At 74.9% G+C, this 13,046-nt stretch carries 14 protein-coding genes and 1 pseudogene; 4 read left to right on the forward strand and 11 right to left on the reverse strand.

What is annotated here, in order from left to right:
* The 5 genes and pseudogenes from ABT106_RS14445 to pdxR all read right to left on the reverse strand — a co-directional run.
* Nucleotides 1–328, reverse strand: a pseudogene (locus tag ABT106_RS14445) (hypothetical protein); the annotation flags it as partial.
* Nucleotides 325–981 (reverse strand): RNA polymerase sigma factor, encoded by a 657-nt coding sequence (locus tag ABT106_RS14450; RefSeq protein WP_351276525.1) that lies wholly within the window; start codon nucleotides 979–981, stop codon nucleotides 325–327. The pseudogene ABT106_RS14445 and the gene ABT106_RS14450, both read right to left, overlap by 4 nt.
* 7 nt (nucleotides 982–988) lie before the next feature.
* A complete protein-coding gene (locus ABT106_RS14455) occupies nucleotides 989–1,210 on the reverse strand; it encodes an LAETG motif-containing sortase-dependent surface protein (RefSeq protein ID WP_351276527.1) in 222 nt (73 codons plus the stop codon).
* Nucleotides 1,211–1,367: 157 nt separating this feature from the next.
* Nucleotides 1,368–1,727: a DUF805 domain-containing protein gene (locus tag ABT106_RS14460; RefSeq protein WP_351276529.1), complete on the reverse strand. Its 360-nt coding sequence runs from the start codon at nucleotides 1,725–1,727 to the stop codon at nucleotides 1,368–1,370.
* A gap of 206 nt (nucleotides 1,728–1,933) precedes the next feature.
* Nucleotides 1,934–3,475 (reverse strand): MocR-like pyridoxine biosynthesis transcription factor PdxR, encoded by a 1,542-nt coding sequence (gene pdxR / locus ABT106_RS14465; protein ID WP_351276531.1) that lies wholly within the window; start codon nucleotides 3,473–3,475, stop codon nucleotides 1,934–1,936.
* 140 nt (nucleotides 3,476–3,615) lie between these two features.
* Here pdxR and ABT106_RS14470 point away from each other — a divergent pair, with 140 nt between their 5' ends.
* Nucleotides 3,616–4,485 carry an EamA family transporter gene (locus tag ABT106_RS14470; protein ID WP_351276533.1) on the forward strand — a complete coding sequence of 290 codons (870 nt, stop codon included), beginning with the start codon at nucleotides 3,616–3,618 and terminating at the stop codon, nucleotides 4,483–4,485.
* An 88-nt stretch (nucleotides 4,486–4,573) separates the two neighbouring features.
* Here ABT106_RS14470 and ABT106_RS14475 read toward each other — a convergent pair whose 3' ends face one another.
* The 5 genes from ABT106_RS14475 to ABT106_RS14495 form a co-directional block, all read right to left on the reverse strand.
* Nucleotides 4,574–5,263 carry a class I SAM-dependent methyltransferase gene (locus ABT106_RS14475; RefSeq protein ID WP_351276535.1) on the reverse strand — a complete coding sequence of 230 codons (690 nt, stop codon included), beginning with the start codon at nucleotides 5,261–5,263 and terminating at the stop codon, nucleotides 4,574–4,576.
* Between the two features lie 73 nt (nucleotides 5,264–5,336).
* Nucleotides 5,337–6,731, reverse strand: a complete 1,395-nt coding sequence (locus ABT106_RS14480; RefSeq protein WP_351276591.1) for a VWA domain-containing protein — start codon at nucleotides 6,729–6,731, stop codon at nucleotides 5,337–5,339.
* A 108-nt stretch (nucleotides 6,732–6,839) separates the two neighbouring features.
* Nucleotides 6,840–7,214 (reverse strand): YbjQ family protein, encoded by a 375-nt coding sequence (locus tag ABT106_RS14485; protein WP_351276537.1) that lies wholly within the window; start codon nucleotides 7,212–7,214, stop codon nucleotides 6,840–6,842.
* A 60-nt stretch (nucleotides 7,215–7,274) separates the two neighbouring features.
* Nucleotides 7,275–7,931: a response regulator gene (locus ABT106_RS14490; protein WP_351276539.1), complete on the reverse strand. Its 657-nt coding sequence runs from the start codon at nucleotides 7,929–7,931 to the stop codon at nucleotides 7,275–7,277.
* Nucleotides 7,932–8,551: 620 nt separating this feature from the next.
* A complete protein-coding gene (locus ABT106_RS14495; protein ID WP_351276541.1) occupies nucleotides 8,552–9,400 on the reverse strand; it encodes an ABC transporter substrate-binding protein in 849 nt (282 codons plus the stop codon).
* On the opposite strand from ABT106_RS14495, the gene ABT106_RS14500 reads away from it, so the two are divergent.
* Both ABT106_RS14500 and ABT106_RS14505 read left to right on the forward strand, forming a co-directional pair.
* Complete coding sequence (locus ABT106_RS14500; protein WP_502979365.1) at nucleotides 9,357–10,253, forward strand: ABC transporter permease; 897 nt, start codon at nucleotides 9,357–9,359, stop codon at nucleotides 10,251–10,253. The genes ABT106_RS14495 and ABT106_RS14500 overlap by 44 nt on opposite strands.
* An 80-nt stretch (nucleotides 10,254–10,333) precedes the next feature.
* Nucleotides 10,334–11,665, forward strand: a complete 1,332-nt coding sequence (locus ABT106_RS14505) for an LLM class flavin-dependent oxidoreductase (protein WP_351276543.1) — start codon at nucleotides 10,334–10,336, stop codon at nucleotides 11,663–11,665.
* 37 nt (nucleotides 11,666–11,702) lie between these two features.
* On the opposite strand, the gene ABT106_RS14510 is transcribed toward ABT106_RS14505, so the two are convergent.
* Complete coding sequence (locus ABT106_RS14510) at nucleotides 11,703–12,449, reverse strand: DUF2470 domain-containing protein (protein ID WP_351276595.1); 747 nt, start codon at nucleotides 12,447–12,449, stop codon at nucleotides 11,703–11,705.
* Between the two features lie 159 nt (nucleotides 12,450–12,608).
* Between ABT106_RS14510 and ABT106_RS14515 the strand changes: the two genes are divergently transcribed.
* Nucleotides 12,609–13,004, forward strand: a complete 396-nt coding sequence (locus ABT106_RS14515) for a cell division protein SepF (RefSeq protein WP_030012729.1) — start codon at nucleotides 12,609–12,611, stop codon at nucleotides 13,002–13,004.
* The last annotated feature ends 42 nt before the right edge of the window (nucleotides 13,005–13,046 follow it).

Consider the following 13,046-nt stretch of genomic DNA (forward strand, 5'->3'; position numbering starts at 1 on the left):
CCGGTTCGTCTCCAGCGACGACCCCGAGAAGCTCCTGCTCGTCGTGCTCGGCCTGACCCTGCTGGTGGCCGGCGGGCGGGGCCGGCCGCGGCGGGGCCGGTTCCGGGGTGAGCACCAGGTAGCCCACCAGGGCCGCAGCCGCCGCGGCGAGACCGGTCAGGGGCAGCGTGAACCCGCGCAGCCGGGCCGCCGGGGACCGCCGCAGGCCCGGCCCCGGCGGATCGGCCGGGCGGAGTTCGCGCACGGTGATCCCGGCGGCTCGTGCCTCCAGGGCCTGCCGGAGCCGCCGTTCGGCGGGATGCTCGCCGTCGTGCGTCGTGGGCGTCATACCCGTCCCTCCAGGATCCGTTCCAGCGCGTCCAGCCCGCGGCTCGCGTTCGATTTGACGGCCCCACGGCTGATGCCGAGGGTGGCCGCGATCTCCGCTTCGCTGAGGTCCGCCCAGTACCGCAGCACCAGCACCTGCCGGCGGCGCGGGGTCAGCCTGCCGAGCGCGGCGAGCACCTCGCGGTGTGCCTCGCCGAGCACGACGTGCGCCTCCGCCGACGGTACGTCGGCCGCGGCGGGCGGTGTCCAGGCCCGCACGGTCCGCCTGCGGCGGAGCACGGAGCGGGAGGTGTTGACCACGGCGGTGCGCAGGTAGCCGAGGGCGTTGTCCACCTCGGTGATGTGGTCCCCGTGGCGGCGGTACAGGGCCGTGAAGGCGTCCTGGACCACGTCCTCGGCGGTGGCGAGGTCGTCGACGAGCAGCACCGCCAGCCGCACCATGCCCAGCCGGTGGGCGTGGTAGAGCGCGCTGACCGTGGGCGGGGCGCCGTCCCCGTGGGCGAGGTGGTGGGCGTCCGGCCGGGCGTACGGGTACGCGGGCGCGGGCCCGGCGGGAGGGGAGGAGCGGTCGCGGCGCAGGAACGACCACAGGCCCCGCCGCGCCCGGTCGATGACGGGAGCGGCGGGGCCGGCGGTCGGAACGAGGTGGAGCATGTGGTTCCTAGGCGTTGGCGCGGCGCCGTACGACGTACAGGGCTCCGGCGCCGACGACGATCAGGCCGGCCGCCCCGGCGCCCAGGGCGGCGGTGGTGGCGGAGGAGCCGGTCTCGGCGAGCTCGGGGGTACCGGAGGGGGCGCTGGGGGCCGCGCTGGGAACGGCGGCGGCAGCGGTGACGGCCACCGCTCGGCGGACGGACTGGGGGACGCGCTTCAGGTTCTTCACGGTGGTTCTCCACGGTCGGTCGAGGACGCCGGATCACGTCCTTCACCCCGCACGACGCGCGACCAGCCCTTCGGTTGCCGCCGTCGCCGAAGTATTTTCCGGCGATCGGAAACCACCCCGCGAACGGGCCGGCCGGCGGACGTCGCGCGCCCGGGGGTCAGCGCGCCGGAACGGGACCGGCCGCGGCCGGCCGGGGCCCGTACGACTCGTCGCCCGAGGTCGGAACGGCCAGCATGACGAGGAGCCAGACCCAGCCGATCAGCGGGACGACGACCGCCAGGGTCCACCAGCCCGAGCGGCCGGTGTCGTGCAGTCGTCGTACCGTCACGCCGAGGGTCGGCAGCAGGACGGCGAGAGCGTAGAGGGACGCGGGGCGGTCATCGCCGAGGAGGTCGCCGAGGTGAACGCACCCCGCGATGATCAAGGCGTTGAACGGCAAGAACGTCCAGAACTCGCGGCGCGGGGCCCGGCCGCGAAAGACGGCGTACTTGCCGAGGACGTCGGTGTAGTGGCGCATGACTTCCCGGGGAGAGGAGGAACGGGGCGAATCGGGGCCCCGGAGCGGAACCGGCCGGACTCGGACCGTAGAGGGGGCGCGCCCTCCCGTCAAGGGGCATCGGACCAGGTCAGGGGGTTGGTCGGGGCTTTCCCGGGTGGCCCGCGTCCCGCTCCCCCGGCCCGGCCCGTCCCGCTTTGGCTGCCCGGTCCGCCCCCTCAGCCCCCTCAGCCCGCTCCGGCCGGCCCGCCCGCTCCGCCCAGCCCGTCCAGGGCCGTCGCCAGGGTGGCGATGCCCTCCTCGATCTCGCCCGCCGGCCCCGCCGCGTAACCGAGGATCAGGCCGGGTGGCCCCGGGCGCATCCGGTGCCAGGACAGCGGGTGGGTCTTGACGCCGAGCGCGAGGGCGGCCGACGCGAGGGCGGTGTCCTCGAAGCGGTCCCCGTCGAACGTGACCATCAGGTGCAGGCCGGCCGCCGCACCGTGCACGCGGGCCCCGGGCAGCCGCTCGGCGAGCGCCCGGAGCATCGCGTCCCGGCGGCGCCGGTGACGGCGCCGGACGAACCGGAGGTGGCGTTCCAGCTCGCCCGACTCCATCAGCCGGGCCAGCACCAGCTGGGCGAGGACCGGATTGCCGAGGTCCGCGTAGCGCTTGGCCTCCGTGACCGCGTCCCGCATCCGGGGCGGCACCAGCAGCCAGCCGAGGCGCAGCGCCGGGGCGAGCAGCTTGGACACGCTCCCGGCGTAGCAGACGCCCTCGGGCATGAGGGCGCGCAGGGCGGACACGGGGGCCCGGTCGTAGCGGTGCTCGGCGTCGTAGTCGTCCTCGATGACCAGTCCTCCGGCGGCCGCCCAGCCGAGCAGGTCCCGGCGCCGCTCACCGTCGAGGACGACCCCGGTGGGGAACTGGTGCGCCGGGGTCAGCAGAACGGCGGCGGCCCCGCTCGCGCGCAGCCGGGACACGTCCAGCCCGGCGGCGTCCACCGGTACGGGGACCGGCTCCAGCCCCCAGTGCTCCAGCTGCCGGCGGGCCCCCAGCGAGCCGGGGTCCTCCACCGCGACGCGCCCCGCGCCGTCCTCCCGCAGGACCTGTGCCAGCAGCGCCAGCGCCTGGGCGACCCCGGCGACGATCACCACCTCGTCCGGGGCGGCGCGGATGCCCCGGTTGCGGGCCAGCCAGCCCGCCACGGCCGCCCGGAGCGCCGGCGCGCCCCGGGGGTCGCCGTAGCCGAAGTCGGCCGGGGTGAGTCCGGCGAGCACCCGTCGCTCCGCCTGGAGCCAGGCCGTACGGGGAAAGGCGGCCAGGTCGGGCACGCCGGGCGAGAGGTCGATCCGGCCGGGCACCGCGCGGAGGGCTTCGACGAGCCCGCCGCGGGCGGCTCCCACCGTCCCGCCGGGGACCGGGACGGCGGACGGGCCGGCCACTGCGCGCGGGGCGGCGGCGGGCGGGGCGGCGACGACGACCGTGCCGCCGCGGCCCCGGCCGGAGACCTGGCCGGTCTCCGCCAGCCGCTGGTACGCCTCGGTGACGAGCCCCCGGGAGACGCGGAGCTCGGCGGCGAGGACGCGGCTGGCCGGGAGGCGGGAGCCGACGGGCAGCGTGCCGTCGGCGATGGCGGCGCGGAGCCGGGCGGCCAGCCACTCGGTCCGGCCGCCGGCCGGCGCGCCGGTCAGGTCGAGCTGGAGGAAGTCGGAGCCCCCGGCGGCCGCCCGCCCATCGGGCTCCGTCGTTGTGGACCCCTGTGACGCGTGTTCTTTGGACCTGCTCACCGGTCCATTGTGGGACCAGTCTGGATCGCATGAGGACATCCAGGGCGCCGTCCAGCGCGCCACCCACCGCACCGTCCACCGAACCAACCACCACCACCGCTTCCGGCGCCCTTCGGGATCTGGCTCCCGGTATCGCCGGCATGGCACTGGTCGGCAGCAGCGTCACCGTCTCCCGGGCCCTCGTCGACGCCCCGCTCTTCGCCGTGCAGGCCGTCCGGTACGCGGCGGCCGCGCTGCTGCTGCTCGCCCTGGCCCGGGCCGCGCGGGTGCCGGTCCTGCGCCCGCGCGGCCGTGAGTGGCTGTGGCTGGCCGGGATCGCGGCGACCGGCCTGGTGCTGTTCAACGTGGCCGTCGTCCGCGGGGTCGCGCACGCCGAACCGGCCGTCATCGCGGTCGCGGTGGCCTCCGTACCGGTGCTGCTCGGGGTGATCGGTCCGTTCCTGGAGGGACGGCGGCCCAGCCGCCGGGTGCTGCTGGCCGCCCTCGTCGTCGTCGCCGGGGCCGTGCTGGTCGAGGGGACGGGCCGGACCGACGCCGCCGGGGTGGCCTGGGCGGCGCTCGCGCTGGGCTGCGAGGCCGGCTTCACCCTGCTCGCCGTACCGGTGCTGCGGCGGCACGGTGCGTGGGGGGTCTCGGTGCACGCGGTGTGGCTGGGGGCGGCGATGCTGGCGGGGCTCACGCTGCTCTTCGAGCGGCCGGCCGACCTGGGCTCGCTCGGCGCGGGCCAGTGGGCGGCCGCGGGATACCTGGCCGTCATGGTGACGGCGGTGGCGTTCCTGCTCTGGTACCGCACCGTGGCCGCCGTGGGCTCCGGCCGGGCGGGGCTGCTGGCCGGAATCGCACCGCTCGCCGCGGCCGGCGCGGGAGCCCTCACGGGCGGCGGGGTCCCCGGCCCGGCGGTCTGGCTGGGGCTGGCCGTCGTCGTCGCCGGACTCGCGGCGGGCCTCCGGCCCGAACGCGGCGGTCCGGTGCCCGCCGCGCCCCGTGCGGCGCCGGACCGCCCGGCGTGATCCAGCCGCTCGTTCGTCCACCCGCCCAGTCGCCTGTTCAGCCGCCTGTTCGTCCGCCCGTTCAGCCGCCGGGCGGGCACGGCTTGCGTCAGGTTCCGGGGCCGTCGGCCGGCACGGGCGCCGGGCCCGGTCCGCTGACGTTCACGGCGGGGCGCCGCGCGTAGCAGAACAGGTGTTCCTCCGGGTCGGCCAGGCCGCCGTCGGGGTGGAACAGGACCGTGCGGTGGTGGAGCACCTCCAGCCCCTGGGCGGCGAGCCGGGTCAGGTGGTCCTCGGCGGACAGGCTGCTGACGGTGACCCGGTGGCCCATGAACTCGATGCCGAGGCCGCGGATGTCACCGGGCACCGTCGCCAGGACGAGGTACCCGCCGGGCCGGACCCACGACGCCATCCGCTCCAGGGAGGCCGCCACCTCGGGCTGATCCATCATCAGCAGCGGGAAGAAGGAGCAGACGGCGTCGAAGCCGTCCCCATCGGGCGCGTACGTGCGTACGTCGGCCTGCTCGAACCAGGCCCGCGGCACCCGGCCCCGGGCCAGGGCCACCATCGCCGCCGAGACGTCGATGCCCGTCACCGCGCAGCCCGCCGCGGCGAGCGTCTCGGCGGTGGGCCGGCCGGTGCCGCTGCCCACGTCCAGCACCCGGGCGCCGCGCGGCAGCCGGGCGGCGAGCCAGTCGAGGGCCTCCAGCTGCGCGGGGTCCTGTCCGAATGCCTCCTCGTAACGCAGGGCCAAGGCGTCGAACACCTGGGCCGCGGACGGCTGTTCCGGCTCGTTCATCGGCACGTTCGTTCCTCCGTCGGCACGTTCGTTCCTCCCGGTCGGTCGTCGTCGGTGCGGGGTGCGGGCGGCGTCAGCGCAGGATGCCGGCCCGGCGGGCGTCCTGGATCCAGGACGGGAACTCCGAGAGGAGCCGGTCGTACAGCTCGGGGTCGGAGACGGTCTCGATGTCGTCGACGGCGAAGAAGCCGACGTTGTCGACGCGGCGGCCGGGCAGGGTGTCGAAGCGCTCCAGTACCCCGTAGTCGGCCCGGCCCAGGCCGATGAACTGCCAGAAGAGCGGCTCCTCGACGGCCCCGCGCAGTTCCCGTTCGATCGCGTCGTTGCGGTAGACGCCGCCGTCGGAGAAGAAGAGAACCAGCGTCGGTTCGGGCGCGGGGTGGTCCCGGACGAAGGCGCGGACCTCCGCGATGACCTTCTGCTCCTCGTTTCCGATGCCGACGGCGCGCATGTCGATCTGACCGGGGAGCAGGCCCTTGGGCGGCTTCCGGCGTCCGAACAGGCTGAACTCGCCGCCGCGCACGTGCAGGCGCAGCCATTCGGGCAGCGCGCCGATGGTCAGGTCGGGCAGCCGCGCGGGGTGGGAGGCGAACGTCCATGCCTGCATCTCGCCGTCGTCGTCGAGCTGGGCGGCGACGGCGGCCATCCGTTCGGCGACGCCCGCGACGGTGCCGCGGTGGTAGAGGCCGGCCATGGAGCCGGACGCGTCGAGGACGAGCACGACCCGGGCGGACAGGCCGGTGACCCCCCGCTTGCTCAGGCTGACCGCGACCTGACGCTTGCGCAGCGACAGGCGCTCGCGCACCTCGGCGGGCAGCCGCTCCTCCCCCTGGGTGAACCGTACGGCCGGCTCGGCGGGCTCGGGCCGAGGAGCGGAGGGCGGAGCGGGCACCGCAGGAGGAGACGCGGCGGGCGCGGTCGCGGCGCCGCGGGGGGCCGTCCGTGGAGCGGCCGCCCGCTGCGGCTCGTCCACGGTGATGCCGAAGTCCGTCGCCAGGCCGGCCAGCCCGCTCGCGTACCCCTGGCCGACCGCCCGGAACCGCCAGGTCCCGGACCGCCGGTAGAGCTCGCCGCTGACGAACGCGGTCTCCGGCCCCGCCCGCATGTCGAAGCGGGCCAGTTCCACGCCGGAGGCCGCGTCGAGGAGGACCAGGTGGAGCCCCGGCACCTGCCCGAAGCTGCCGCCGTCCGCCGACGCGCAGAGCAGGACCCGTTCGACCCCCGGTTCCACCTCGGCCAGGTCGACGGCGACGGTGTCGGCGCCGGGCCGCTTGCCGAGGTGGCGTACGGCCCCTGAGGCGTGCCGGGGCTGGTTGTAGAAGACGAAGTCGGCGTCGGAGCGGACGCGGCCGGCCCCGGTCAGCAACAGCGCGGACGCGTCCACGTCCGGAACCCCGGGCCCGGCCGTCCAGGCGAGCACGGCCCGGACCCCGGTCGACGCGATCGGCAGGTGGGAGCCTTTGTCCATGAGGGTCACGGCCACCAGTCTGCCGCTCCACCCCCTACGGGCGGTAGAAGACGGCCGGTTCCACGACGCGGGACCGCACGGACCGCACGGACCGCACGGGGAGGACGCTCAGGCGGAGGCGGGGACGAGGACCACGGCCGTGCCGTAGGCACACACCTCGGTACCGATGTCGGCCGCCTCGGTGACATCGAAGCGCATCATCAGGACCGCGTTCGCGCCGCGCGCCTTGGCCTGCTCGATGAGGCGGTCCATGGCCTGGTTGCGGGTCTCCACCAGGGTCTTGGTGAGGCCCTTGAGCTCTCCGCCGATCATGGACTTCAGCCCCGCGCCGATCTGGCTGCCCAGGTGGCGGGAGCGGACCGTGAGGCCGAAGACCTCTCCGATGACCTGCTCGACCCGGTATCCGGGGACGTCGTTCGTCGTCACGACGAGGACACCGGTCTGCTGGGCCCCGGGGCCGCCGCCGTAGTCATCGATTCCCATGGCACCACTCTGGCGCGGGCGGGCACCGGCCGCATCCGGAAGAGGCCGGTGCCTTCCCGGTCAGGGCCGGCGGGCGGCGAGGCCGGACTCGTACGCCGTGACCACGGCCTGGGCGCGGCTGGACAGCCCCAGTTTGCTCATGCAGCGGTGCACGTGCGTTTTGACGGTGGCGGCGCTGAGGGCGAGCCGGCCGGCGATGTCGGCGTTGGACAGCCCGGTGCCGACCAGGCCGAGCACCTCGCGCTCGCGCGGGGTCAGCGTGTCCAGACCGGCGTGCGGGGCGCGGGTGACCGGGGCGGCGTACGTGTCGATCAGCCCGCGCAGCGCCCGGGGGCTGAACAGCATCTCGCCGGCGTGCACGGTGGAGATCGCGGCGAGCAGCCGCTCGGGCGGGGTGTCCTTGAGGAGGAAACCGCTGGCGCCGGCGCGCAGCGCGCGGAAGACGTACTCGTCGGAGTCGAAGGTGGTGAGGATCAGCACCTTCGGCCGCCCGGGCTCCGGTCCGGCCAGGATCCGTTCGGTGGCGGCGATGCCGTCGGTGCCGGGCATCCGGACGTCCATGAGGACGACATCGGGGCGGGTCCGCTCCGCGAGGCGGACGGCCTCCTCGCCGTCGGCGGCCTGGCCGACGACCTCGTAGCCGACGGCGGCGGTCAGCAGGGCGGCGAGTCCGGACCGGATCAGGAACTGGTCATCGACGACGAGCACGGACGGCATCCGCTCCACTCCCTTCCGGCCGGGGTACGGCGATCCGCAGCCTGACGTCGAATCCCCTCTCGGGGGCGGGCCCGGCGATCACCGTGCCGTGGTAGATCGTCGCCCCTTCACGCATTCCGATCAACCCCTGACCTGCGCTGTTCGCCGCGGTGGTCGCGGTGCGGGCCGGCGGGCCCCCGGTGCCGGCCGGCGCGGTGGTGGCCGAGGGTGACGTACGCGGCGACGCGGCAGCCGGTGGTGGCGGGGACGGCGAGCGGGAAACGGCGGCGCGGCGCGGAGCCGGCGCCGGACCGGCACCGGTCCGGCCCCGGATGTGTGGACAACCGCACGTCAGCCCCCTTGTGTACACCCCTGGTTGTACAGGGTCGCTCCCCGAGGGGGTAGCCGGGTTTCAACCCGTGGATGGGCGCGGGCGGATGCCGCGCGCCCGTAGATTCGCCAGCGCCGGTTCACCGGCCGGCATCGGCCCTGCCCCCCGGGGCCCGCCGCGCGGCCGTGCCCGTTCGGGGGAGGGCACGGCCGCGCACCCCCGCCGTCCCGTGACGGAAGGGACGGACGGGACGGACGGGACGGACGGGGAGTGGATCCCACGGGCCGGGCTCCCGCCGCATCGGCCGGATTCAGCCGGGCCAGGCCGTGGAGCGGGTGCCGAGGAGGCGGAAGCGGGCCGAGGCGACCTCGTAGCAGAACAGCCCGTCGCCGGTGTAGGTGCCATTGGCCTGTTCGAAGGCGTAGCGCTTGGAGACTCCCTCGTGGGTCGTCGCGCGCAGGGTGGGCACCAGGTCGCCGCGGCCCACCTGGGCGCGGCCCAGGTCCCGCGCGCAGCGCGCCAGCAGGTGGACGGCGTCGTATGCCTCGGCCGCGTGGAGCGGCGCGGGCCGGTCGTGGCGGGCGCGGAAGGCCGTGTCGAAGGCGCGGGCGGCGGGCGGGGCGGCGGCCGACGAGGGGTCGACCGCGGTGGACACCAGCAGCCAGCCCTCGGCGCTCTCCCCCGCCTCCTGGAGGAACCGGAGGTCGTGGACGGCCCGGGTGGCGACGGTCCGGCCCCGGTATCCGGCCGCGGTGAGGGCCCGGGCCAGGCGGGCCGCGCCGGTGGGGCCGCCGCCGTACAGGACGGCGCCCGCGGCGGCGCGTACGGCGTCCCGGGCCACCGCGGTGTGGTCCGCGTCGGCGGCGACCGTCGCCGGGGTCACGAGGTTCTTGCCCGCGCGCAGTGCCTCGCTGAGGAAGCGGGTGGTCTGCCAGCCGTACGTCGTGCCGTCGTCGACGAGGAGGGTGGTGCCGCGGTCGCGGCCGGTGAGGTACTCGGCGACGGGCCGCATCTGGTAGGCGTCGTTCGGGCGCAGGCAGGTGTAGACGCGGCTGAGGTGGGTGGTGTCCCCGTCGGTGACGGTCAGGACGGGCAGGCCCGCCTTGTCGTAGCCGGTGAGGGCCGCGCCGACGGCCGGCCCCGCGGTCGCGGCGAGCACGGCGACGACGGAGGGGTCGGCGGCGAAGGCGGCGGCGGCCCCGCCCGCCCGTACCGCACCGACGGGCAGGGCCCCGCGCCCCGCGCAGGCCCTCGGGCGGTGGCTGCGCGCCGCCGCCCTGCGGTCGGCGGCCCTGCTCGCCCTCCTCGCCGTATGGGAGACGGCGCCCCGGCTGGGCCTGGTGGACGCCACCTTCCTCCCGCCGGTCAGCGAAGTCGCCGTGGCCTGGTGGGAGCTGCTGGGCAACGGCCAGCTCGGCACGCACGTGTCGGCCAGCCTCCTCCGCTCCTTCGGCGGCTTCGGCATCGCGGTCGCCGTCGCGGTTCCGCTCGGACTGCTCATCGGCTGGTACCGTCCGGTCGCCGCGCTCCTTGGCCCGCTGCTGGAGGTGTTCCGCAACACCGCGGCCCTCGCCCTGCTGCCGGTCTTCGTGCTCCTGCTCGGCATCGGCGAGACGTCCAAGGTGTCGATCGTCGTCTACGCCTGCGTGTGGCCGATTCTGCTCAACACCATCAGCGCGGTGTCCAACGCCGATCCGACCCTCGTCAAACTGGCCCGTTCCATGGACCTCTCCACCCCGAGGCTCTTCCAGAAGGTGATCCTCCCGGCCTCCGTGCCGGCCGTCTTCACCGGCATCCGCCTCGCCGGGGCCGTGTCCATTCTCGTCCTCGTGGCCGCCGAGATGATCGGCGCCAAGGCGGGCCTCGGCTACCTGATCAACGCCTCGCAGTTCAACTTCGCGATCCCCCAGATGTACGCGGGCATCGTCACCATCTCCGCCATCGGCGTGGCCTTCAACCAGCTGCTCGTCACGATCGAACGCCGCCTCAGCGTCTGGCGCGTCCCGTCCTGAGACCCGTGCCTCAGCCCCTCCCTCACCACCCGCGGAGCCGCACGCACCGCGGGCCCCGCCCCCGAACACGAGGACCCGCCATGACCGCACCCCGGACCCTTCACCTCAACGCCTTCCTCATGAACGCCGGCCACCACGATGCCGCCTGGCGCCATCCCGACAGCACCCCCGAACGCGTCACCGACCTGCGCTACTTCCAGGAACTGGCCCGTACCGCCGAGCGCGGCCGCCTCGACTCGATCTTCTTCGCCGACGGCCTCGCCCTGTGGGGCAAGGCCCGCTACAACGCCCTCGGCGGGTTCGAGCCGCTGACCCTGCTCTCCGCCATCGCCGCCGTCACCGAACACATCGGGCTCATCGCGACCGTCTCCACCACCTTCAACGAGCCCTTCCACACCGCCCGGAAGTTCGCCTCCCTCGACCACATCAGCAACGGCCGGGCCGGCTGGAACATCGTCACCTCCGGCACCGTCGACGAGGCCCGCAACTTCAACCAGGACGAGCACCTGGAGCACCGTCTGCGCTACGACCGCGCCCGCGAGTTCCTCGACGTCGCCACCAAGCTCTGGGACAGCTGGGAGGACGACGCGATCGTCCTCGACAAGGAGGGCGGGATCTACGCCGACACCGACAAGCTCCACCCCGCCGCCCACCGCGGCGAGTACTTCGGCGTCGCCGGCCCGCTCAACGTTCCGCGCTCCCCGCAGGGGCACCCGCTGCTGGTCCAGGCCGGTTCCTCCGAGGACGGCAAGGAGTTCGCCGCCCGGCACGCCGAGGCCGTCTTCACCGCGCAGCAGACCCTCGCCGACGGCCAGACCTTCTACAAGGACCTCAAGTCCCGCCTCGCCCGCTACGGCCGCGCCGAGAGCGACCTGCTCGTCCTGCCCGGCATCGCCCCCGTCATCGGGTCCACCGAGGCCGAGGCGAAGGCCCTCGAGCAGCAGCTCACCGACCTGCAGGTGCCCGAGTACGGCCTCGCCCAGCTCTCCGGCATGCTCGGCACCGACCTGTCGGACCTCCCGCTCGACGGCCCGCTGCCCGAGCTGCCCGAAGAGCGGGACATCAACGGCAACAAGAGCCGGTTCACCCTGGTCGCCGAACTGGCCCGGCGCGACGGCCTCACCCTGCGCGAGCTGATCGCCCGCCTCGGCGCGGGCCGCGGCCACCGCGTCTTCGCCGGAACCCCCGAGCAGATCGCCGACCAGCTGGAGCGGTGGTTCACCCGGGGAGCCGCCGACGGCTTCAACATCATGGCCCCCGTGCTGCCCACCGGTCTGACCGACTTCGTCGACCAGGTCGTGCCGATCCTCCAGCGCCGCGGGCTCTTCCGCACCGAGTACACCGGCCGCACCCTGCGGGAGAACTACGGGCTGCCGCGCCCGGCCAACCGCCACGCCCGGGAAACCGTCTGACCGGTCACGTCACCGACGCGCCGAGGACCGCGGTGGATCAGGCGGGCAGGGTGTTGCGGTGCGAGCGCCGCCGGGCCGCGCTGAAGAGGGCCTGGATCTGCGCGCCCGACTGCTCGACGTGGTCCAGCGGGGAGGGGAAGGCCAGCCGTACGTCGTGGTGGCGGCGTCGCTCCTCCAGCCGCAGCGTGATCCCGTACCGGTCCATGGCCACCGGCAGCGCGCGCAGGACGGCTGCGCTGGGCAGCGGCTCGACCAGGCGCAGGAGCAGGGTGACGAGGTCGGGGTGGTCGTCGAGGAGGTGCGTGAGCATGCCGGCCTCGTACGGGGCGAGGGGGTCGGGGCCGGCCTCGTCGAGTTCTTCGAGGTTGATGTAGGAGAAGCCGTCGGCGGTCTCCAGGATGGCCTGGCCGTACTCCACGCAGGTGCTGTCCCCGGTGCTCGCCTCCGCGTACGGGGTGAGCAGCCGGCCGAGGACGGTGACCCGGGCGCGCACCCGGTCGCGTACGGGGGTGGGCGCGATGTCGGTGAACTCCAGCCGGATCGCGGGCCGCTCGTCGTGCGGGGCGGCCGTCGGGTTGCCCGCCGCGGGCGCCGCGGGGTGCAGGTGCAGCCGGCCCAGGACGTCCGTGCCGTCGAGGTGACGGACCTCGGTCTGGAGGCCGTCGGCGACCACGGTCATGGAGTGTGCGGCGGTCAGGATCGACCGGACCCGCTCGGCGTCGGTGGGCCGGGCGGCGGGCGCGAGCTGGGCGGCCGGGTTGGCAGGGGCACCGGACATGCGCATGCGGATCTTCTCCATCGTCCCGAGTGGGTTAGGTATGCCTAACCTAACCTATGAGGAACCGGGTGGGGTACCCGCCCGGTTCGTGTCGCTGTTGGGCTGAACGAGTGAAACGCGAGAGGATGGGGGGATGCACATGAAGCGCAGGGCCGAGGCGGTCCGGTGAGCAGGTACGACGTCACCGACGAACAGTGGGAGGGGCTCGCGCAGGTGGTCCCCCTGCGCAGTCGCAACGAATGGCCCTCGCGGGTGGACCACCGCACGATCCCCACGGCGCCCGGGGCCTCCGCGGCCGAGCAGCGCCGCTTCGTGGTGATCCGGGTCCAGATCTTCGCGGACGCGCGCGAGGTGGCCGAGTACCTGATCGCGCAGATCCCGGTGCTGCTCGACCTCACCGGCGCCGACAGCGAAGTGGCCAAGCGGATCCTGGACTTCAGCAGCGGCGTGGTCTTCGGGCTGGGCAGCGGGATGCACCGGGTCGACCGGAACGTCTTCCTGCTGGCCCCCGTCGGAACCGAGGTCGAGGGGATCGCGGCCGCCGCCGTCCCCCGATCGTAGGAAGACCGCCGCGACGGAACGGTTCGCCGGGCCCTCGGGGGG

Origin of the sequence: Streptomyces sp. NPDC002044, from assembly GCF_040296725.1 — a bacterium.
Classification (GTDB): domain Bacteria; phylum Actinomycetota; class Actinomycetes; order Streptomycetales; family Streptomycetaceae; genus Streptomyces; species Streptomyces antarcticus.

What these genes read in the sequence shown, in the direction of transcription:
- ABT106_RS14490 (WP_351276539.1), bottom strand. Translation starts at nt 7,931, where the DNA reads ATGCCGTCCGTGCTCGTCGTCGATGACCAGTTCCTGATCCGGTCCGGA.
- ABT106_RS14480 (WP_351276591.1), bottom strand. Translation starts at nt 6,731, where the DNA reads ATGGACAAAGGCTCCCACCTGCCGATCGCGTCGACCGGGGTCCGGGCC.
- ABT106_RS14475 (WP_351276535.1), bottom strand. Translation starts at nt 5,263, where the DNA reads ATGAACGAGCCGGAACAGCCGTCCGCGGCCCAGGTGTTCGACGCCTTG.
- ABT106_RS14470 (WP_351276533.1), top strand. Translation starts at nt 3,616, where the DNA reads ATGGCACTGGTCGGCAGCAGCGTCACCGTCTCCCGGGCCCTCGTCGAC.
- ABT106_RS14450 (WP_351276525.1), bottom strand. Translation starts at nt 981, where the DNA reads ATGCTCCACCTCGTTCCGACCGCCGGCCCCGCCGCTCCCGTCATCGAC.
- ABT106_RS14505 (WP_351276543.1), top strand. Translation starts at nt 10,334, where the DNA reads ATGACCGCACCCCGGACCCTTCACCTCAACGCCTTCCTCATGAACGCC.
- ABT106_RS14510 (WP_351276595.1), bottom strand. Translation starts at nt 12,449, where the DNA reads ATGCGCATGTCCGGTGCCCCTGCCAACCCGGCCGCCCAGCTCGCGCCC.
- ABT106_RS14485 (WP_351276537.1), bottom strand. Translation starts at nt 7,214, where the DNA reads ATGGGAATCGATGACTACGGCGGCGGCCCCGGGGCCCAGCAGACCGGT.
- ABT106_RS14460 (WP_351276529.1), bottom strand. Translation starts at nt 1,727, where the DNA reads ATGCGCCACTACACCGACGTCCTCGGCAAGTACGCCGTCTTTCGCGGC.